This window comes from Coprobacter fastidiosus (assembly GCF_982245605.1).
Genome location: NZ_CEVCIF010000037.1, coordinates 13711 through 35520 on the forward strand (window position 1 = coordinate 13711; position 21810 = coordinate 35520).

Below are 21810 nucleotides of genomic sequence, written 5' to 3' on the forward strand. Positions count from 1 at the left end.
TTTTGAGTTTCTCTCTTTATTGATTACTTTTGCACATATTGAATAGGAGGACGCGTTTATGCCATTAAATTTACCATCCAGATTGCCGGCTGTAGAGATATTGAAATCTGAAAATATTTTCGTAATGGATTCTCAGCAGGCATCTACTCAAGATATACGGCCTTTGCGTATTGTCATATTGAATTTGATGCCGTTGAAGATTACGACCGAAACCGATCTTATCCGGTTATTATCCAATACGCCATTGCAGATAGAGGTGGATTTTCTGAAAATATCGGGACACATATCGAAAAATACTCCGGTAGAGCACATGATGACGTTTTATAAGGATTTTTCGACGTTGCGGAATGAAAATTATGATGGTATGATTATTACCGGAGCTCCGGTAGAGCAGATGCCGTTTGAAGAAGTCGATTATTGGAAAGAGGTTTCTGAGATATTTGATTGGGCACGTACGCATGTGACTTCTACATTATATATTTGTTGGGCGGCTCAAGCAGGATTGTATCATTTTTATGGTGTTCCTAAATATCCGTTGCCGCAAAAAATGTTCGGGATTTTCAAACATAAAGTGTATGATCATCAAAATCCGATATTCAGAGGATTCGATGATGAATTTTATGTACCTCATAGCAGGCATACGGAGGTGCGTAAGTCCGATATAGAGAAAGTTCCTGAACTGACCCTGCTTTCGGAGTCTGAAGAATCCGGAGTATATATGGTTATGGCACGTGGAGGTCGGGAATTTTTTATTACCGGGCATTCGGAGTATTCGCCTTATACTTTAGACACGGAATATCGTCGGGATTTGGATAAGGGGTTACCGATAGAGATGCCGTTGAATTATTACCGGAATAATGATCCGAAGGAAGGACCGTTGGTTCGCTGGAGAGGGCATGCCAACCTTTTGTTCTCTAATTGGCTGAATTATTTTGTATATCAGCAAACACCATACGATATTCGGGAAATAAAATGATATCATCAAGACCTATCGAACTTCTCTCTCCTGCCAAGAATGCCGAGATCGGTATCGAAGCAATTAATCACGGGGCAGATGCCGTTTATATAGGTGCGCCTCGTTTCGGAGCTCGTGCTGCTGCGGGCAATGATACGACCGAAATAGCCCGACTGGTCGATTATGCCCATAAATATGATGCGCGGGTGTATGTGGCGTTGAATACGATATTGAAAGACGATGAATTGCTTGAGGCCGAACGGATTATTGGCAATATGTATTCTGTCGGTGTCGATGCTCTCATTGTTCAAGACATGGGGATTCTTGAACTGGATATACCTCCGATAGCTTTACATGCCAGTACGCAAACCGATAATCGTACGGTAGAAAAGGTACGTTTCCTTGAAAATGCAGGATTTTCGCAGGTAGTGTTGGCCAGAGAATTGTCGTTAGAACAAATCCGGCATATTTCAGAAAATACGACAGTTCCTTTGGAGGTTTTTATACATGGAGCCTTGTGTGTAAGTTATAGCGGACAATGTTATTTGAGTCATTGTTTGAGCGGACGCAGCGCTAATCGTGGAGAGTGTGCGCAATATTGTCGGCTTCCTTATACGTTACTGGATGCAGACGGAAAGGTATTGGAAAAAAATAAACATCTACTCTCTCTTAAAGATATGAACCGTACCGACAGCCTTGAGGCATTGTTGGATGCCGGAGTTTCTTCCTTGAAGATTGAAGGACGTCTTAAGGAAATGTCTTATGTTAAAAATGTGACGGCTTGGTATCGCAAGAAGTTAGATGCGATATTGGAGCGTCGTCCGGAGTATGCGAGGTCTTCTTCCGGAAAGACCGATTTCTTTTTTACTCCCGATCCGAACAAGAGTTTTAATAGAGGCTTTACTCCGTATTTGTTGAATGAAAAAGACTCGAGATCTATATCGTCTCCTGATACGCCTAAGTCGATGGGAGAATATATAGGTACGGTAAAACAGGTTTCCTCTAAATCGATAACTGTAGCCGGAGTACAAAAGTTGAATAATGGAGATGGGATATGTTTTTTTAATGAATCCGGTATATTTGAAGGGTTTCGAGTGAATAGGGCGGAAGGAAATCTTATATTCCCGGCAGAAATGCCTCGGATAAGGATTAAAACGAAACTGTACCGTAACTATGATCAGGAATTTGAGAAAACTCTTGCCCGAAAAAGTGCAGACAGGAGAATTGCAGTAAACTTGGAGTTATCCGGCACATTAGAAAAGCTGTGCTTATTGATTACGGATGAAACCGGAGTATCGGTTTCCATTTCTCGGGAATGGTCGGGAGAAAAAGCAAGGAGTCCGCAATCTGAGAATCAGAAAAATCAATTGGGAAAATTGGGGGATACTCCATTTCGGATGGACAAAGTCGTTTTAAATGCTACGGAAAACTTTTTTATTCCGGCTTCTTTGTTGGCGGATATGCGTAGGCAAGGAGCGGAGCTTTTGTTAAAAGTTCGAAAAGAGGCATATCGTACAGAAAAAAGAAAGCCGGCTAAGGGTATCTATCCTTTTCCTCAATCGAAATTGACCTATCTTGGGAATGTCTATAATGCAAAGGCGCGAAAATTTTATGCCGAACATGGAGTCTCGGAAATCGATCCTGCATTTGAAGTACAAGTACAAGATAATGTACCTTTAATGTTTACCCGTCATTGTATACGTCGCGAATCGGGACATTGCTTTCGTGAAAAAAGTGCTGGAGAATGGAAAGCTCCGCTTTATTTATGTTATAAAGATACCCGTTTACGCCTTGAGTTCGATTGTCGTTTATGTGAGATGAGAGTTTATAAAGAATAGAGCCTTTTATAGATTGGTGATAGTTTATTTTAACCTATACTGAGATTTATGAGGAGTGTTGAGGGCTTTCCGATAAAAAAATATTATCCGGTCATTTTTGCGATTTCTTTTGTGGGAGACAGTTTTTCTTTTTAAATATGAATACCGTAATTATGTTTTACTTCATCCATGACAAATGTGCTCTCTATCGAGCCTAAGCTTTCTATTGAACCCAATACGTTCAGTATGAATTCTTGATAATATTTCATATTGGGTGCGTGGATTTTTAACAGATAGTCAAAACTTCCCGATATGTTATAACACTCGGTTACCTCTGGAATGTCCTGAATGATCCGGGTAAACTCGGTTGCTATTTCCTGATTTATTCTGCTCAGCTTTACGTTGCAGAATACAATGAACCCTTGATTTAACTTTTCTGCATCCAGAATCGCAATATATTTTTTGATGTATCCTTCGTTTTCTAAACGTTTAAGCCGTTCGAATACGGGAGTTGAAGAAAGACTTACTTGCGCGGCAAGTTCTTTGAGCGTGAGTCGTGCATTTCCCTGTAACGTGCGGAGTATTTGTAAATCGACTTTGTCTATTTTAACCAGATTATTCATAGTCTGTTTTTTGAAATTCAATAATAGGAACTTGTTTAAGAGCCTGTCTAAATTTTCCAATAAAAAAATATTATCAGGTCATTTTTGCGTTTTCTTCCGGTCTATTTTCCCGTTTTCCCTCGTCAGATAGCCCGCTATCCTCCTCCTAAAAACAGAAAAATATCCTCGAAAGAAACTCTCAAAACTTACCCGAGTAAAATTTAGACAGACTCTAAAATTTTCGATAGAATAATTTGTTCGGGCTTTCTTTAAATTACCTTTCGCTTTATTTTTGTTTTTATTCGTCAAGCCTTTCGTTATTAACTTTATACAAACAGAAATATGTTCTTAAAAAAAATTCCCGAAACAAAACCGGATAAATTTTGAATAGGCTCGAAGCTCGTTACAAAAATAATGTTTTTCTTTTAATCGTTATAGACCGGAAGAAAATGCGGAAATGACCTGATTTTTTATTGTAGAGTTCAGACTTTAAGCTTTAGGATAATATTCTTTAGAATGGCGAATTTGAAGAATTTGTATAGATTAAAAAATCGAAACAATGAATATATTTAGAATAATTTTCTGTATTATTAAAATATATTGGATTATTATCCTGTATAATGTAGCTTTGTCGTTGTAAATAATAAACATATACTGTTATGTCAAAGAAAAATTATCATTTTGAAACTTTACAGCTTCATGTAGGGCAAGAACATCCGGACTCGGCAACAGATGCACGTGCAGTACCTATTTATCAGACCACTTCTTATGTATTTCATAATTCTCAGCATGCGGCCGACCGTTTCGGATTGCGTGACACAGGGAATATTTACGGACGGTTGACAAATTCGACTCAAGATGTTTTTGAACGGCGGGTAGCAGCTCTTGAAGGCGGGGTTGCGGGGTTGGCCGTCGCTTCGGGTGCCGCCGCTGTTACTTATTCTTTGCAGAATATACTTGGAGTGGGAGATCATGTTGTTGCCGCAGACAATTTATATGGCGGTTCGTTCAATCTCATTACGCATACGTTGGCAGCACAAGGTGTTAGCTATACTATCGTCAATGTGAATGATCTGAAATTGCTCGAGGCTGCAATCAGACCTAATACGAAAGCGATTTATGCCGAAACTTTTGGGAATCCGAATTCTGATGTGACGAATATCGATGCTGTTGCAGAAGTCGCTCATCGTCATAATATTCCGTTGATTATAGATAACACTTTCGGGACTCCGTACTTGATTCGTCCCATTGAGCATGGAGCGGACATAGTAATCCATTCTGCGACTAAATTTATCGGTGGACATGGTTCTAGTTTAGGGGGAGTTATTGTGGATGGCGGTAAATTCGATTGGAAAAAAGATGCAGAAAAATTCCATTCTTTAGCTAAACCAGATCCGAGTTATCATGGAGCTGTTTTTGCAGATGTGGCAGGACAAGCGGCATTCGTTACCCGCATACGGGCGGTCATTTTGCGTGATACCGGTGCTGCTATCTCTCCGTTCAATGCTTTTATCCTGTTGCAAGGGCTGGAAACTTTATCCCTGCGAGTGGAACGGCATGTCGAAAATGCTTTGAAAGTGGTTGATTATTTGAAAAATAATCCGAAAGTATCGAAAGTGAATCATCCTTCGCTACCGGATCATCCCGATCATGCCCTTTACGAAAAGTATTTTCCTAAAGGGGCTGGCAGTATTTTTACGTTTGAAATAAAAGGAGGAAAAGAAGAGGCCTGGAAATTTATCGATTCATTAGAAATTTTTTCGTTACTGGCCAATGTCGCTGATGTAAAAAGTCTTGTCATCCATCCATATACTACAACACATTCTCAAATGACACCGGACGAATTGGCGCAACAGCATATTACGCCTTCAACTATAAGGCTTTCGATAGGTACGGAACATATAGATGATATTCTTGCAGATCTTGATCAGGCATTTTCTAAAATTTAAACAGGCATGTCGGGAGATGTGACCATTGTTCGTTGGGATGGCAAGTATCGGGATGATTTCATTCGGTTGAACCGGGATAGATCGAACGGTATTTCAGGGTGTAAACCGATGATTTGAGAATTTTAAGAAAGTGAAAATAGAATTTGATTTTATATATTTTCTTTTTGAAAGGCGGTAAAAAGGACTGTTTTCTTGTTCGAATTTACATTCCTTTTTGTTTTTGGGGATAGAAGCGATACGTTTGTGAGAATCAAAAAGTTTGTAACATTATTTTTTCTAAAACTTTCGCATAATCTGTGTATTTCAATCACATTATTTCGTATTTTTGTGCTTTGAAAAACTTAAACTTGCATATATGTCTGAAAACAAGAGAATTAAAACCGCTTTGGTTTCGGTATTCCACAAAGATGGATTAGATGAGATATTAAAGAAATTACATAGTGAAGGTGTACGTTTTATATCTACCGGTGGTACGCAGGCTTTTATAGAATCATTGGGATTGCCCTGTCAAGCTGTTGAAGACTTGACCGGATATCCTTCAATATTGGGAGGGCGTGTGAAAACCCTTCATCCTAAAGTTTTCGGAGGTATATTATGTCGTCGTGAGCTGGAAGGCGATCAGAAACAAATTGCAGAATATGAGATTCCGGAAATAGATTTGGTGATTGTTGATCTTTATCCTTTTGAAGAAACTGTAGCTTCGGGAGCTGACGAAAGCGCCATTATCGAGAAAATCGATATCGGCGGTATCTCTCTGATACGTGCTGCTGCGAAAAATTTTAAAGATGTAGTTATTGTTGCTTCGAAAGGACAATATGCTCCTCTAATGCAGTTGTTGAATGAGAAAGGTGCAGAATCTTCGATAGAAGATCGTAAATGGTTTGCAAAAGAGGCTTTTGCCGTTTCTTCAGGATATGATACTGCTATTTTTAATTATTTCGATAACGGAGAAGGTTCTTATTTCCGTTGTGCCGAGAACGATGCCAAAGTATTGCGTTATGGCGAAAATCCTCATCAGAAAGGTCTTTTCTTCGGGAAGTTTGATGAAATGTTCGAACAACTTCATGGGAAAGAAATTTCATATAACAACTTATTGGATATAGATGCCGCAGTTTCTTTGATTGCGGAATTCGATGAATTGACGTTTGCCATATTGAAACATAATAATGCTTGCGGTTTAGCATCGCGTCCTGTATTGGTAGATGCATGGAAAGCTGCGTTGGCAGGCGATCCGGTGTCTGCTTTCGGTGGCGTATTGATCACAAATGGGAAAATCGATAAAGCAACGGCCGAAGAGATGAACAATATCTTCTTTGAAGTCGTTATTGCTCCGGGATATGATGATGATGCCTTAGCTGTCTTAAAACAGAAAAAGAATCGCATCATATTGGTTTTAAAAGAAAATAAAACAAAAGCTTTGCAATTCCGTTCTTTGTTGAATGGCGTATTGATGCAAGACCGGGATTTGCATCGGGAAAAACCCGAAGAATTGACTCAAGTTACCAATAAAGCGGTTCTTCCCGAAGAAGTTGAAGATTTGTTGTTTGCCAATAAAATTGTGAAACACAGCAAATCGAACGCCATCGTATTGGCCAAAGGAAAACAACTTTATGCAAGTGGAGTAGGGCAGACCTCTCGGGTAGACTCGTTGCGCCATGCGATAGAAAAGGCTAAATCGTTCGATTTCGATTTGAAAGGTTGTGTGATGGCTTCGGACGCATTCTTCCCTTTCCCTGATTGTGTGGAGATTGCTCACAAAGAAGGAATCGATACTGTTATCCAACCCGGAGGTTCGGTGCGGGACAACCAGACGATCGATTATTGTAATGAGAACGGAGTAGCCATGGTTACTACCGGTATTCGACATTTTAAACATTAAGATAGGGTATAGATCAGGTATCGGATATTTCCCGGAATGATCTGTGCTTTATAAAAATAAAATAGTAAGATGGGATTATTTTCTTTCACTCAAGAGATCGCGATAGACTTGGGTACGGCGAATACCATTATAATTCACAATGGAAAAATAGTGGTAGATGAACCTTCTATGGTTGCATTGGATAAACGTACCGATAAGTTGAAAGCAGTTGGAGAAACTGCTCGTCAGATGCATGGTAAGACTCATGAAAATATACGTACATTACGCCCTTTAAGAGACGGTGTGATAGCGGATTTCTATGCTGCTGAACAAATGATTCGGGGGATGGTGAAAATGGTGAATGCGAAAAACCGTTGGTTTACTCCCTCTTTGCGTATGGTAGTTTGTATTCCTTCTGGGAGTACCGAAGTGGAAATTCGTGCTGTACGGGATTCTGCCGAACATGCCGGAGGCCGGGATGTCTATATGATTTATGAACCGATGGCCGCTGCTATCGGAATAGGTTTGGACGTTGAAGCTCCTGAGGGAAATATGATTGTGGATATAGGTGGCGGTACTACCGAAATCGCCGTAATTTCATTGGGTGGAATCGTATCGAATAAGTCTATCCGTATAGCCGGGGATGATCTTACGGCCGACATTCAGGAGTACATGGGGCGTCAGCACAATGTTAAAGTCGGAGAACGTACAGCAGAAATGATTAAAATCAATGTGGGTTCGGCTCTTACCGAATTGGCTAATCCTCCGGAGGATTATATCGTACATGGTCCGAACCGGATGACGGCTCTTCCGATGGAAGTTCCCGTATCATATCAGGAAATATCGCATTGTATCGAGAAATCTATTTCAAAAATAGAAGCTGCCGTATTGAGTGCATTAGAACAAACCCCTCCTGAGTTATATGCGGATATTGTGCGCAACGGTATCTATTTGGCAGGCGGAGGAGCTTTGCTGAGAGGTCTGGACAAGCGTTTGACCGATAAGATCGGAATACCTTTCCATATTGCCGAAGATCCGTTGCATGCGGTTGCTAAAGGAACAGGGATTGCTTTGAAAAATATCGATAAGTTCTCATTCCTGATCCGGTAATACCGGGATTTAGATATAAGCGAGTCGCCGTTTGTCGGGAAGGAAGTATCCCTTTCTAACAGTCGGTGACTCGTAGTAGTAATAATTAGTCAGATTCGGCACATGCGCAAACTGATCTCTTTTTTGATAAATCACAGTCCGATCTTTGTGTATGCTTTTTATCTTGTCATCTGTTTTGTTTTGCTGTTCAAATTCAATTCTTATCAGCAAAGTGTCTTTTTCAGTTCGGCAAATGAAATGGCAGGCCGTTTCTATATAATGACCAGTGGAATTACAGGATATTTCGGGTTGCAGGAGATAAATCGGGATTTGCAGAGACAGAACGGCAATCTTGAGATGGAGCTCATTCGTTTGCGGGATGAAGTCAGTCGCTTGAGTGGAGATTCCCTGTTGGTTCGCACGTCTGCAGATTCATCTCTTTCTCGATATGATTTTCAAATTGCGCAGGTGATAAATAACAGTGTTGTCAGGGCACATAACTACATTACATTGAATAAGGGCAGAAAAGACGGAATTCATTCGGAGATGGGGGTAATTGATCAGAACGGAATTGTCGGCATTGTCAATGTTGTTTCAGATCATTATGCTGTTGCCATATCGTTATTGAATCCCAAATTAAGGTTGAGTTGTAAAGTAAAGGGCAGTAATTATTTCGGCTCTTTAGTATGGGATGGAAAAGATCCTCGTTTTGCCGTGTTGGAGGAGTTGCCCCGACATGTAAATTTTGTCAAAGGCGATACTATCGTGACAAGCGGTTACTCTTCTGTTTTTCCGGAAGGACTGATGGTGGGTACGGTCGACGGTTTCTCAAAACAGCGGAATGATAATTTTTATGCTTTAACAGTGAAACTATCTACTGATTTTTTCCGACTGAATGATGTCCGGATTCTGGATGATAAAGGACAAAAAGAACGTCGGATTTTGGAAATGGAGGCTAAAAAAGATGAGTAAATCGGCAATCGGTTATATATTTTCGTTTATTATACTGGTGCTGTTGCAAGTATCGGTCTTTAACCGTATTGCTTTGTTCGGATATGCCACCCCTTTTCTGTTTCTTTATTTCATCTTGAAATTACCTACAACGTTGTCTGCTAATTGGACAATGACTCTGTCGTTTTTGATGGGGCTTGTTATCGATATATTCAGTAATACACCCGGTATGTACGCTTTGGCATCTGTTTCCGTTGCTTTTGTAAGACGTACGTTTATCGCTTTGGTGTTACAGCGGGGTAATGAAGAAGTTTCATTAGTACCGTCGTTTCGTTCGTTCGGATCGGGATATTTCTCGATATATGCATTTTGTGTGATTTTTCTATTTTGCATTTTAGTTTTTATTATAGAAGCTTTTTCATTTTTCACCCCTTTGATTCTCGTATTACGTATTTTGTCAAGTACTTTGCTTACGTTTATTTTGATCTTGGCATTGGAAAGCTTAAATTGGAAAAAGAAGTGAACGTCGATTACAATTTAGGAAACCGCAAGTGGGTAATCATCGGTATCATGACTGTTGTGGTCTTGATCTATCTGGTACGTCTTTTTACATTACAGGTATTGGATAATGATTATAAACGGTTTGCCGATAGTAATGCGTTTCTTAAAAAGATACAATACCCTTCACGGGGACTGATTTATGACCGGAACGGTAAATTATTGGTCTATAACCAACCGGCATACGATGTTATGATGATTGTTCGGGAGATTCAGGAATTTGACACGTTGGATTTTTGCCGGACACTGGGTATTACTCGCGAACAGTTCGACCGTCGTTGGGCTATGGTAAAAGATCGCAGGTTAAATCCCGGATATTCGGCCTATACCCCTCAGACATTTATCTCCCAACTATCAGCACAAGATTATGGCCGTTTGCAAGAAAAATTGTACAAATACCCCGGTTTTTTTATTCAAAACCGTATCCTCAGAGAGTATGCCGTAAATAGTGCCGCTAATGTTTTGGGAAATATCAGGGAAGTATCTCCTCGCGATCTTGAGAAAGACGATTATTATATCCGGGGCGATTATACCGGTGATCTTGGCGTAGAAAAATCTTATGAAAAATATTTGCGAGGCGAAAAAGGCGTAGAAATATTGCTACGGGATGCACATGGCCGGGTAAAAGGAAAATATGAAGACGGAATATATGATATCGCTCCTAAGTCGGGTAAAAACCTCAAACTCTCTATCGATGCCGATTTGCAGCAATACGGAGAGTATTTAATGCAAAATAAGATCGGGGCTATTGTCGCCATAGAACCTTCGACCGGAGAAATATTGGCATTGGTGTCGAGTCCGACGTATGATCCTTCGATATTGGTCGGTCGCGAACGCGGAAAGAATTATCTGATGTTGAATAAAAATCCTTATAAGCCGTTATACGATAGGGCATTTATGGCTGCATATCCTCCCGGATCGACCTTTAAACCGACTCAAGGACTTATATTCTTGCAGGAAAAAGTGATAACTCCCGCGACCTTGTTTCCTTGTTATCATGGCTTTGTAGCCGGTGGCTTGAGGGTCGGATGCCATGCTCACGGATCGCCTTTGGGGCTTCTTTCGGCGTTGCAGACTTCGTGTAATGCCTATTTTTGCTATGGTTTGCGGGCAATGCTTGACAGTCGTTCTAAATATAAAAACACGGCAGAGGCTTTTGATATATGGAAAGATTATCTTGTTTCGATGGGATATGGCTATCGGTTAGGAATAGATTTGCCGGGAGAAAGTCGGGGATTTATTCCGAATAGCAAGTTTTATAATAAAATATATGGTGAGAATCGCTGGCGGGCGCTGACTGTAATTTCTATCGGCATAGGTCAGGGCGAAGTTTTGGCTACACCGTTGCAAATCGCAAATTTGGCGGCTACGATTGCAAATCGGGGATATTTTTATACACCTCATGTCGTAAAAGAAATACAAGATACGGTTTTAAATGAAGAGTTCAGGCAGCGTCGATATACACATATAGATAGTGAATATTATAATTATATAGTAGAAGGAATGCGAATGGCTGTTACGGGAGGAACTTGTCGGGTTGGAGCTATTCCGGGAATAGATGTTTGCGGAAAGACGGGTACGGCGCAAAACCCTCATGGAAAGGATCATTCTGCGTTTATGGGATTTGCCCCGATGGACAATCCTAAGATCGCAATAGCCGTCTATGTAGAGAATGCAGGATTTGGAGCTACTTTCGGAGTCCCGATAGGAAGCCTGATGATCGAAAAGTATCTGAATGGTTTTATAGCTCCTGAGAGAGCTTATTTAGAAGAAAGAATGGTAACATCAAATACAATGATATACAGTGGCATTAAGGGAAATTAGTATATGGAAGTCTATTGATTGGTACACGATCGGATTATATACGGTGCTTGTATTTATCGGATGGGTGAGTATCTATGCCGCAAGCTATAATTTCGATGATGCCAGTATATTCGATTTTTCGGAACGTTCCGGGAAACAATTATTGTGGATCGGGCTTTCGTTCGGTATAGCGTTCGTATTGCTGATGCTTGACAGCCGCATGTATGAAGCTTTGGCCTATCCTATTTACATCGGTTTTATGATACTTCTGGTAGCGACTATTTTTTTAGCACCGGAGATTAAAGGTTCTCGGTCATGGCTGGTATTAGGACCGGTAAATATTCAGCCGGCCGAATTTGCAAAATTCGGGACTGCATTGGCGTTAGCACGTCTGATCAGTTCATATAATTTCGTGCTGACCGTGCCGTCTAATTTTTTTAAAGCCTGCCTTTTGATTTTGTTACCTATGGCATTGATCATGATGCAGAAAGAGACCGGATCGGCTTTGGTATATGCCTCATTGATATTTATGCTTTATCGTGAAGGCATGACCGGACTGATTCTTTTTGCCGGGTTATGTTCGATCGTTTATTTTGTGGTAGGAGTGAAATATAGCGATATGTTGTGGGGAAGTACCCCTGTGGGTGAGGTGCTTGTGCTGGCATTGATCGTTTTGGTCATAATCGGTATGATCGCTTATTTTTATAAAGACTCTGTCGTGGTACGGAATCTTCTTTTGCTGTCGGCATCGGTTTCCGTAATTTGTTATCTGCTGTCTGTTTTAGGAATATCTTTTAATTGGGTATATGTTATCTTATCATTGATTTTTCTATCCTCTTTGTATATTGTTTTTTTATATCTGCAAAGTCGCAATACGAAACTTCTTCTTACACTTTGTTTTGCCATAGCATCGGTAGTTTTTCTGTTTTCGGTGAATTATGTGTTTACCGATATTATGGAGCCTCATCAGCAGACTCGTATTAAGGTCGCTTTGGGAATGGAAGATGATCCCAGAGGAGCGGGATATAATGTAAATCAATCGAAGATTGCAATCGGATCGGGCGGTTTATGGGGAAAAGGTTTTTTGAACGGGACACAGACCAAATTGAAATATGTCCCCGAACAAGATACCGATTTTATTTTCTGTACAATAGGCGAGGAAGAGGGCTTTTGGGGAGCATCTTTGGTTGTCATATTGTTTTTTGCCCTGATTTTGCGCATTATTCAGATTGCCGAACGCCAGAAGTCGGTATTCGGTCGGGTATATGGCTATTGTGTTGCCAGCATTTTGTTCTTCCATTTAGCTATTAATATCGGGATGGTAATCGGGTTGTGTCCGGTAATAGGTATTCCTCTTCCGTTTTTCAGTTATGGAGGTTCATCCCTTTGGGGATTTACTATTTTGCTATTTGCTTTGCTTCGTATCGATGCCGGGCGATTAGAGAATTATTGATGGGCTGAAGATCTCTCATATTCATTTCAAGGGGCTATTTTTTGTTTCAGAGGCCGGTATGGCTTCTGTAAAATCAACATGCTTGTGTCTATTAAGCGATTAATTGTATTTTTTGGTATAAATGGTGTACTTTTTGATTTATTCTAAAAAGACTGTTTGAAAGAATCTTTTTAAAGTATATTTTTGGAAAGAGAAGTTTAATAGGCAAAATTATAGCGTGTAGACATCCTTATCAATTAATAGCGAAAACTTAAATTTGATCCGTATGAAAAATAAAATTCTACTACTTTTTGTAACTCTTTTTTCTGTTTTTACCGCATCAGCACAGATTACGATCAAACGCGTAGCCGGATGGCATGAAAGTGCTTACATTACTTGGGATCCATATCCGGGAGCTGATATGTACAATGTGTATGTCAAAGAGGTTTCATCGGCTGAATGGATTCGATTGGATACAGAACTTATCCGTAATTACGGTTATTACGGAAGAGCCGATATGGTGGGGCTTAAAGTAGGTCATTATCACTTTAAATTGGAGGCGACACAATCGGGAGATGTTATTGCCGAGAGTACGGTGATCTCGGATGCCGTTTCGGTGAGTGCTTATGATCGCGGAGGATTTGCTCACAAAGACGGAATCGCTGTGGGAGCATATAATAATGACGGTACGCTCAAAAGCAATGCCCGGGTATTGTATGTGACAAACGAAAATTTTAATACGGTTTCTTTGGAGGTAACCGGAGCCGTTTCGAATCCTTGTGTCGGACTTGGAATGATATTGAAAGGTTATGAGAAAGGACGCGAAACCCGACCTTTGTCGATCCGTTTTATCGGGAATATCACCAATGCAGATCTCTCTCAATTGTTGTCCGATGTCAATGGCCTTCAGTTGAAAGGGAAAAATAACAGCATCCCAACTCAGATAACATTAGAAGGGATCGGCGATGATGCAACGGTAACCCATTTCGGCTTTGCTATTATTGGTGCCAATAATGTCGAAATCCGGAATTTGGGATTTATGCTTTTCAATGATGACGGCATTTCGATCAAAGGGGCTTATAAAGTCTGGGTGCATAATTGTGATATATTTTATGGTAAGGCCGGTAGTGCCAGCGATCAGGCAAAAGGCGATGGATCGCTCGATGTGAAAGACAATACCCAATACGCTACATTTTCGTATGTACATTTCTGGGATTCGGGGAAAATGTCGCTTTGCGGTATGAAATCGGAAACCGGGCCCAATTATATAACCTACCATCACAATTGGTTCGACCATTCCGATTCGCGTCATCCACGTATCCGGACGATGACAGTGCATGTATATAACAACTATTATGACGGTAATGCGAAATACGGAGTCGGAGCAACAATGGGATCGAGTGTCTTTGTTGAAGGGAATTATTTCCGTGCCGTGAATCGGCCGATGATGTCTTCTCGGCAGGGAACGGATGCTACGGGAGATGGCACCTTCTCCGGAGAAAATGGTGGTATGATTAAATCTTACAAGAACATTTTTGTTGAGACGGGGAGCAATTTTAGTTACATCACCGCCAATGAAGTAGAAAATTCGAGTGCGACATTTGTCAGTGCTACCGATTTTGATGCTTACCAGGCTTCTGACCGAAACGAAATTGTGCCTGCGACTTATAAAACACTTGCCGGAGGAACGGTTTATGACAATTTCGATACCGATGCTTCGCTGATGTATTCGTATGTTCCCGATGATGCATTGGATGTCCCGGCCAAAGTAAAAGCCAATGCCGGGCGTATGTATGGTGGCGACTTTTCTTGGGAAGGCTTCGACAATTCATCCGATGATGCCGATGATCAGGTGAATGCCAAATTGATGGATGCGATAAAAAATTACCATACTTCGTTACTCGAAATAGCATCATTCAGTAAAACGAACACGGCTCCTGAGACCTATACGGTTACCTATTATAGCGATGCCGAAGGGACATTGCCGTTTATTGTGATGAGCGGGCAGGCACGTGTGATTTATCCGGAAACCGCCCCGGTTAAGGACGGATATGTTTTTGTCGGTTGGAACATTCCGCAAGGAAAAGCGTTGACATCCGATATTTCGATCTTCCCGGCATTTTCAGACGGTAGCAACAGCGTAGTTGGCGGAGGTCAAGAAGTTGTCGTAAACAAATGGACCTTTACCGCATGGAGTTCTGAAACGCAAGCTGCGGTAAGCCATGCTTCGTCGGGCTGGACAAAACTTTCGGATGGCTCGAATCGTTATGATAAGTCGTTTGCGACGGCAACCAATCTCGAATTTTCTGAAACGGAGGGCCTTTCGGTAAATGGTAGTGTCCGGATAAGTTTTGATAACAGTAAAGGTCAATATTTGCAAGGCTCGTTTACGATGAATGTCCCGGTAACGACCGGTCAAAAAGTTACGATTACTTTTTCTAATACGGGAAATTCTAATGGTACCAGAAATCTTTTAATCGATAATGAAGTTATAAGTTCATCTTCCGGTACAAGCAAGGTAAAAGCCGAGTATTTTGTGCCTGAAGGAAAAACGGTTGTTGCCGTGAAAGGTGACGGTAGCCTGAATTATTATGATATAACGGTTACTGAAGAGGCGCAATCGTTGCCTAAACCCGATTTCGCATATGATAAAGATGTCTTTACGGCAGATAGGGCTGCAGTACAGAATCTATTCCCGGTTTTGATAAACGGATCGGACGGGACGGTAACATTCAGCAGTTCCAATGCTTCGGTTGCGACTGTCGATCATAATGGTATTGTCACCCTTGTCGGTTTAGGGGTTACGGTTATAGAAGCGACCGTGGCAGCAACCGAGAATTTCAGTGCTGCATCGGCTCGATATCGGCTTACGGTTATCGACTCATCCATTCCGACATATACGGTGACGTTCATGGATGGGGATGTTGTTTATGAAATTATGGAAAGGCAGACGACCGTTTGTTATCCTGCCGAGAATCCGGAGAAAGAGGCTTATATTTTTGCAGGTTGGGATGTCGCCGAGGGTACGGTTTTGAGTTCGTCCTTGATTGTAAATGCCATTTGGATACCCGTTCCGACCTATACGGTAACTTTTGTTATAGACGGCGTATTTTATACGCAAATGGAAAACCAGACAAGAGTGGTATATCCTGCTACACCCCAGAAAGACGGATATGTTTTCGGAGGTTGGGATATAGCCGAGAATACCCCGTTGACCGGAGACCTTGTAGTGAAGGGAAGCTGGGAAAATTATGCTTCCGGAAGAATCGTTCTCGAATCGGGACAGTTCCCGGCTGGATATGCTTTGGATGGCGTTTCGTTCGGGACAGAGTATACATATTCTTCAGATACGAGAAATGCCAAGTTGTTTACCCTTGCAGCCGGTACTCATACGGTGACTATTCCGGACGGTATGAACGTCTCTTATGTCGCAATTACGGCTTGTGCCCAGAATAATGAAGATAGTAAAGCCATGTTGACGGCATTTAATGGTGAGACCGAAAACTTTGGTTTCTCGGGACGTAAAACCCTTCCGTATAAAACCGCTGAATTTGATAATCTGGATATTACAAAGAGTTTTACTTTTTCGATTAATTATGCGGTAGGAATCAAGATCGAGCTTGATGTAACTGAACTCGCTTCGGGACTTGACAAGACGTTCACGCCAGAAACCATTCGTTATAATGGAACTTTTGCAGAAGCCGATGGGCGTATTGAAGTTTATGATATTGGCGGTTCGTTGATAATGAGTCGTGAGAATATTGTCGACTTGAGTGGGTTGAATAAAGGATTTTATATCGTACGCTGCGAAAAATCTGTATTGAAGATATACCGATGATATTATTGCTGGTCTGACATGACTTTTCGGCGTGAAGATTGGCCGATCAGCCTATAAAAAGAGGACCTCTGAGATGTCGTTTTTCTCAAAGGTCCTCTTCTTATTTATGGTATTCTATTTGTCCTTTTATTGGTGTTGTTCCCGTAACAGATCATTTACCGTTTTCACCGGATTGAATGTGGAGATCGGGACTTCAACAAACACCGTATTCCAATCGGACATGGCTCCGTTCCACAGTCCCGGCAACTCGAGGGCTTTCAACTCTTTCCCGTTTTTTGATTTTAGCGATATGAATCCTGTATTCTTATCGACAAATTCCGGAAGATTATATTTCTCACCCTTCTTGTTCTTAACGGCGCAAACCAAATCTACCGGGTTGAAATGAGTCGATGCGTCGAACATTGCTTTCGATTCGGGGTCCTTAAGGTTGATTTGCGAACTTTCAAGAATTTGTAACGAGTAAGACCCGTCTTGGTTGTAAGCAAGGAATGGTCCGCCTCCGGGTTCGCCTACATTCTTTACCATACCGCAGACACGGATAGGACGTCTCAGTTTCTTCAATAGATAAACGACCAGATCGCTGTCTTCGAGTATTTTGGTCTCCGGGTTGCGGACAAATAATTTCTGTTGGACGAAAGCGATGATTTCCCGGACATTGTCCATGGTGTATTTGCCGCTTTCCAACAATTCGGTATATGCGTCGATTTGCTGTTGTAAAGAGACTAATACCCCACCGATTACTTTCTTAAATAAAACCGTCGAATCTTTGATCTTGTCGGGTACGACATTATCTATGTTTTTGATAAAAATAACATCGGCATCGATGTCATTCAGGTTCTCGATCAAAGCGCCGTGACCTCCCGGACGAAAAACCAGTTTGCCATTATCCCTGAACGGCTCGTTTTGCATATTGGCAGCAATTGTGTCCGTAGAAGGCTTTTGTTCAGAGAAAGTAACCGAATATTTTACGTTGAATAGTTTCTCGTAATCTGATTTTTTATCAGAAACCAATTGCTTGAAATAGGGTAAATGTTCTTTCGATACCGTAAAATGAACGTTGACGTTCCCGGCCGCATTGCGTGCATATAGAGCTCCTTCGGCAAGATGCTCTTCCATAGCCGTACGGCTCGAGTCTCCGTAGTTGTGGAATTTCAACATCCCTTTTGGTAAAGAACCGTAATTCAAACCCTTGTCCAACAAAAGATTGGCGACTACCGGTTTGTATTTCTTTTCTGCGATGAGTGAAGGAATATCTTTCCCTTCATTCTTCATACAGGCGGCATTCAAATCGTTGTAGAAAGCAAAATGAGTAATATTATCGAAAAACTTCTTCTCAAAATCGGTTGTCGGCACATCGTAAGTTGCGTCTAAAAATTCGAACAGATTTTTAAACATTCGGCTGGCTGCACCTGAAGCCGGAACAAATTTTACGATAACGGGATTTCCCGACAAATAATTTTCCCATGTTTCGAGATAATGTTCGCATTCTTTTTCGTCCAAAGACAAAATGCCATTACCGATAGAGGCCGGTGAGTTCAATTTCAAAAACGGAAATCCTGTTTTAAAACAAGAAAGTTGTTCTTCGATTTGAGATTCGCTGATACCTTTTTTATTCAACAAATCACGGTCTTCCTGTGTCAAAGTCATAGTATATTATTTAGTTAATGATATTTCCAAAACCACTCAAATTTACAAAAACCTTATTAAATTCGTGAATAATAAGTTCAAAAAATATATATTTGAATCGTTTTTATTTGGTAAAAAAAGATAAGATTATGGGAGAGAGTACATATTTTACTGTTCCTGAACAGAAAGAATTCCTGTCTGCTTATCGGGCATTATGGAGATCCTCTCATTCATTGATTGGAGAAGACGATTTTAAACGCATTCGCGAGATGATTACCGGCGCGATAAAAGAGGGTAATTATCTGCGCGATAAAAATGGCGTGAATGTCTTGCTGCGGAATATTAATACGGCGCTTATTCTTTCGAAAGAGGTAGGCCTCGAGCGAAGTACCTTGATCGCCGTTTTGATCTATAATCTGGTATCCGACGGAAGTTATACTCAAGAACAGGTCGAAGATCTTTTTGGAACCGATATCGCTAAAATCATACGCGGACTTATTAAGGCAAACAGTCTTTATGCCAAACAAGCTACCGTAGAGAGCGACAACTTCAGAAAATTGTTGTTGACTTTTGCAGAAGATGTGCGGGTGATCATTATCATGATTGCCGATCGCTTGTGCCTGATGCGAATGATCAATCATCATCCTAATGAACAATTTCGTGTCAATGTTGCTTGTGAAGCATCTTATTTGTATGCCCCGTTGGCTCATCGTTTGGGGCTTTATACGATCAAATCCGAGTTAGAAGATCTATCTCTGAAATATACCGATCGGCCTACATTTAATGAAATTGCCAGAAAACTGAACGAGACAAAGGCGGCTCGGGATAAATATATTTATGAATTCATTAAACCGGTGAAAGCTAAATTGGAGGCTGCCGGGTTGAAATTTGAAATTAAAGGAAGAACAAAATCCATATCTTCGATTCTCAATAAAATAAGAAAACAGAAAGCCGAATTAGAAGATATTTACGATTTGTTTGCGATACGTGTTGTATTGGATACTCCCGAAGAACAGGAGAAAGCCGACTGTTGGAAAGTCTATTCTATCGTTACCGATATGTATCAACCCAATCCGAAGCGCTTAAAGGATTGGCTTTCGATCCCAAAAAGTAACGGATACGAATCTTTGCACATAACGGTATGGGGACCTGAAAACCGTTGGGTGGAAGTGCAGATACGAAGCAAACGTATGGATGAGATTGCCGAAAGGGGATTGGCAGCGCATTGGAAATATAAAGGCTTAAAGAGCGAAAGCGGATTGGATGACTGGCTGAATAATGTCAGGGATATTTTGGAATCTGCCGACACGACCGGTCCTATGGAACTGATGAAAGAGTTCAAAATGGATCTTTATGATAAAGAGGTTTTCGTATTTACGCCCAAAGGTGATTTGTATAAATTACCGAAAGGAGCGACGGTCCTTGACTTTGCCTTTTTGATTCATACCGCACTGGGAAGCAAATGTGTGGGTGCAAAAGTAAATGATAAGAATCAGCCGATCAAATATCTGCTGAAGAGCGGGGATACGATCGAAATATTGACTTCGCCTTCTCAGACCCCGAAGCAGGATTGGCTGAATATTGTGGCAACATCTAAAGCTCGGGTGAAGATAAAACAGGCATTGAACGAAACTGCCTATAAAGAAGCCGAATTCGGAAAAGAATTGTTGCAACGCCGTTTTAAAAACAGAAAGATCGATGTTGACGAGGCGATAATGATGCGCCTGATAAAGAAGATGGGCTATAAAACGGTTACCGATTTTTATTTCGATTTGTCACAAGAAAAAATCGATGTAAATGCCGTGATCGATTCTTATCTCGATTTAGACAAGAAAGAGAATGAAGAGTCGGTCGAGTTGCGTACTGCCGAAAGTTATGTGCAACCTCTTTCCCCCGAAGAGTTGGGAAAAGAAGATGTCTTGGTGATCGATAAAGATTTGAAAGGGGTCGATTACAAATTGTCGAAGTGTTGTAATCCTATCTATGGAGATGAAATATTCGGATTTGTTTCCACGCAGGGAAGCATTAAGATACATCGGATGGATTGCCCTAATGCGTTGGCTTTAAGAACCCGGTTCGGATACAGAATTGTCAAGGCTCGTTGGTCGGGGAAACAAGGCTCACAGTATGCTACGGTCTTGCGTGTGGTCGGCAATGACGACATCGGTATTGTGACAAATATAACATCGATTATTTCAAAAGAGAAAAACATTACGATGCGAGGCATATCTATCGATTCTAATGACGGACTTTTTCAAGGACATATTACGGTTTTGGTCGATGATTTGTCTGCATTGAATGCTTTGATGAAAAAATTGAAGACCGTAAAGGGTGTTAAGAGTGTAGATCGGGTTACGTTGAGTTAAATGATATTTAGATAGATAATATATGAAAAGAATCTTTTTTATTTCGATTATCGGTTTAGCCCTGTTTTCAGGGGCATGTTCAAAAAAAAATAATCCGGCTGCCGAGCAATATCAGAAAGCCGAAGAGCTATACCGGCAAGGGGATTATGCACGAGCTAAAGTTGCGATTGACAGTATTGCCAAGATCGATCCTCGGGCATTTGATGAAATTCGTGCCGGAATGCAATTGATGCGCCGTGTGGATTTGAGTATAAATGAACGTAATCTCGCTTATGTGGATAGTTTGTTGCCTATACGTCAAGCCTTTCAGAAAGATTTACTCTCTAAATTTAAGTTGCAGAAAGATGAAAAATATCAGGAAGAGGGTAATTATGTTTTCAAAAAAGACCGGAATGCCGGGAGTGTCAACCGTTCATGTTTGCGCATTCAGGTGACAGAAGATGGACAGATGCAGTTGATGAGTGTCTATTCCGGAGCGACAAAATTGAATCATGAGTCGGTAAAAGTGGAGTTACCGGACGGGACATTTGCTCTTACATCGGTTATTCCTTATGACGGTGCGAATAATTATCGTTTTGTAAATGCCGGAAATACGACTGAGGTTGTGACGTATAAAGGGAAACAGATGCGTTCGGTAGCAGATTTGGTTTATAATAGTAATGGTGCAAAAATAAAGGTAAGTTATGAAGGTAAGCGACCTTTCTCTTTTATTATGGATAATAATACAAGAGAAGCTATTAGTGCTTCTTATGAACTTGCTTTGGTGATGTCTGAAATAAAACAACTTCAGCGGGAAAAGGCTATTGCCACTAAGACTATCGAAATATTAAAGAAGCAAATTGCTGATCACGAACATGATAGTCTCGATAAAAAATCATGATTAGAAATGGTATAGATCGTTAAAATCTGAAAAATTTAATATACAACTATTTAACCATTTGCAAATGAGTAGTTTATAAATTTTGT

The 21810-nt window shown here is 40.9% G+C and carries 14 protein-coding genes; 12 read left to right on the plus strand and 2 right to left on the minus strand.

The window, feature by feature from the left end; genetic code table 11:
- The first annotated feature begins 58 nt into the window (after positions 1–58).
- Together metA and AC0UMU_RS10080 are read left to right on the plus strand one after the other, a co-directional pair.
- Entirely contained in the window at positions 59–976 is a 918-nt protein-coding gene (gene metA / locus AC0UMU_RS10075) for a homoserine O-acetyltransferase MetA (RefSeq protein WP_022602142.1), read from the plus strand.
- On the plus strand, positions 973–2793 hold the full coding sequence (locus AC0UMU_RS10080; RefSeq protein ID WP_278715097.1) for a peptidase U32 family protein: 1821 nt from the start codon (positions 973–975) through the stop codon (positions 2791–2793). The genes metA and AC0UMU_RS10080 overlap by 4 nt, the downstream gene beginning before the upstream one ends.
- A 131-nt stretch (positions 2794–2924) precedes the next feature.
- Here AC0UMU_RS10080 and AC0UMU_RS10085 read toward each other — a convergent pair whose 3' ends face one another.
- The gene (locus tag AC0UMU_RS10085; protein ID WP_122337885.1) at positions 2925–3395 is read right to left on the minus strand and encodes an Lrp/AsnC family transcriptional regulator; all 471 of its coding nucleotides are present in this window, start codon (positions 3393–3395) and stop codon (positions 2925–2927) included.
- 638 nt (positions 3396–4033) lie between these two features.
- Between AC0UMU_RS10085 and AC0UMU_RS10090 the strand changes: the two genes are divergently transcribed.
- The 8 genes from AC0UMU_RS10090 (at position 4034) to AC0UMU_RS10125 (ending at position 16852) form a co-directional block, all read left to right on the plus strand.
- Complete coding sequence (locus AC0UMU_RS10090) at positions 4034–5323, plus strand: O-acetylhomoserine aminocarboxypropyltransferase/cysteine synthase family protein (RefSeq protein WP_278715094.1); 1290 nt, start codon at positions 4034–4036, stop codon at positions 5321–5323.
- Positions 5324–5678: 355 nt separating this feature from the next.
- On the plus strand, positions 5679–7202 hold the full coding sequence (gene purH / locus AC0UMU_RS10095; protein ID WP_288641440.1) for a bifunctional phosphoribosylaminoimidazolecarboxamide formyltransferase/IMP cyclohydrolase: 1524 nt from the start codon (positions 5679–5681) through the stop codon (positions 7200–7202).
- A gap of 69 nt (positions 7203–7271) precedes the next feature.
- The gene (locus tag AC0UMU_RS10100) at positions 7272–8291 is read left to right on the plus strand and encodes a rod shape-determining protein (RefSeq protein WP_288641443.1); all 1020 of its coding nucleotides are present in this window, start codon (positions 7272–7274) and stop codon (positions 8289–8291) included.
- Positions 8292–8393: 102 nt separating this feature from the next.
- Positions 8394–9242, plus strand: coding sequence for a rod shape-determining protein MreC (mreC, locus tag AC0UMU_RS10105; RefSeq protein ID WP_288641446.1), 849 nt, complete (start codon positions 8394–8396; stop codon positions 9240–9242).
- Complete coding sequence (gene mreD, locus AC0UMU_RS10110; protein ID WP_009317581.1) at positions 9235–9744, plus strand: rod shape-determining protein MreD; 510 nt, start codon at positions 9235–9237, stop codon at positions 9742–9744. Before mreC ends, mreD begins: the two co-directional genes overlap by 8 nt.
- Positions 9741–11603 (plus strand): penicillin-binding protein 2, encoded by a 1863-nt coding sequence (gene mrdA / locus AC0UMU_RS10115; RefSeq protein ID WP_288641450.1) that lies wholly within the window; start codon positions 9741–9743, stop codon positions 11601–11603. Before mreD ends, mrdA begins: the two co-directional genes overlap by 4 nt.
- A complete protein-coding gene (gene rodA / locus AC0UMU_RS10120) occupies positions 11584–13035 on the plus strand; it encodes a rod shape-determining protein RodA (RefSeq protein WP_288641452.1) in 1452 nt (483 codons plus the stop codon). The genes mrdA and rodA overlap by 20 nt, the downstream gene beginning before the upstream one ends.
- A gap of 265 nt (positions 13036–13300) precedes the next feature.
- On the plus strand, positions 13301–16852 hold the full coding sequence (locus tag AC0UMU_RS10125) for a pectate lyase family protein (RefSeq protein WP_278715080.1): 3552 nt from the start codon (positions 13301–13303) through the stop codon (positions 16850–16852).
- A 126-nt stretch (positions 16853–16978) separates the two neighbouring features.
- On the opposite strand, the gene AC0UMU_RS10130 is transcribed toward AC0UMU_RS10125, so the two are convergent.
- Entirely contained in the window at positions 16979–18499 is a 1521-nt protein-coding gene (locus tag AC0UMU_RS10130; RefSeq protein ID WP_288641456.1) for a DUF4301 family protein, read from the minus strand.
- Between the two features lie 128 nt (positions 18500–18627).
- Here AC0UMU_RS10130 and AC0UMU_RS10135 point away from each other — a divergent pair, with 128 nt between their 5' ends.
- Positions 18628–20844 (plus strand): RelA/SpoT family protein, encoded by a 2217-nt coding sequence (locus AC0UMU_RS10135; RefSeq protein WP_288641459.1) that lies wholly within the window; start codon positions 18628–18630, stop codon positions 20842–20844.
- Positions 20845–20866: 22 nt separating this feature from the next.
- Positions 20867–21724, plus strand: coding sequence for a hypothetical protein (locus AC0UMU_RS10140; protein ID WP_009317576.1), 858 nt, complete (start codon positions 20867–20869; stop codon positions 21722–21724).
- Positions 21725–21810 lie beyond the last annotated feature (86 nt).

What these genes read in the sequence shown, in the direction of transcription:
- metA (WP_022602142.1), top strand. Translation starts at nt 59, where the DNA reads ATGCCATTAAATTTACCATCCAGATTGCCGGCTGTAGAGATATTGAAA.
- AC0UMU_RS10080 (WP_278715097.1), top strand. Translation starts at nt 973, where the DNA reads ATGATATCATCAAGACCTATCGAACTTCTCTCTCCTGCCAAGAATGCC.
- AC0UMU_RS10085 (WP_122337885.1), bottom strand. Translation starts at nt 3,395, where the DNA reads ATGAATAATCTGGTTAAAATAGACAAAGTCGATTTACAAATACTCCGC.
- AC0UMU_RS10090 (WP_278715094.1), top strand. Translation starts at nt 4,034, where the DNA reads ATGTCAAAGAAAAATTATCATTTTGAAACTTTACAGCTTCATGTAGGG.
- purH (WP_288641440.1), top strand. Translation starts at nt 5,679, where the DNA reads ATGTCTGAAAACAAGAGAATTAAAACCGCTTTGGTTTCGGTATTCCAC.
- AC0UMU_RS10100 (WP_288641443.1), top strand. Translation starts at nt 7,272, where the DNA reads ATGGGATTATTTTCTTTCACTCAAGAGATCGCGATAGACTTGGGTACG.
- mreC (WP_288641446.1), top strand. Translation starts at nt 8,394, where the DNA reads ATGCGCAAACTGATCTCTTTTTTGATAAATCACAGTCCGATCTTTGTG.
- mreD (WP_009317581.1), top strand. Translation starts at nt 9,235, where the DNA reads ATGAGTAAATCGGCAATCGGTTATATATTTTCGTTTATTATACTGGTG.
- AC0UMU_RS10125 (WP_278715080.1), top strand. Translation starts at nt 13,301, where the DNA reads ATGAAAAATAAAATTCTACTACTTTTTGTAACTCTTTTTTCTGTTTTT.
- AC0UMU_RS10130 (WP_288641456.1), bottom strand. Translation starts at nt 18,499, where the DNA reads ATGACTTTGACACAGGAAGACCGTGATTTGTTGAATAAAAAAGGTATC.
- AC0UMU_RS10135 (WP_288641459.1), top strand. Translation starts at nt 18,628, where the DNA reads ATGGGAGAGAGTACATATTTTACTGTTCCTGAACAGAAAGAATTCCTG.
- AC0UMU_RS10140 (WP_009317576.1), top strand. Translation starts at nt 20,867, where the DNA reads ATGAAAAGAATCTTTTTTATTTCGATTATCGGTTTAGCCCTGTTTTCA.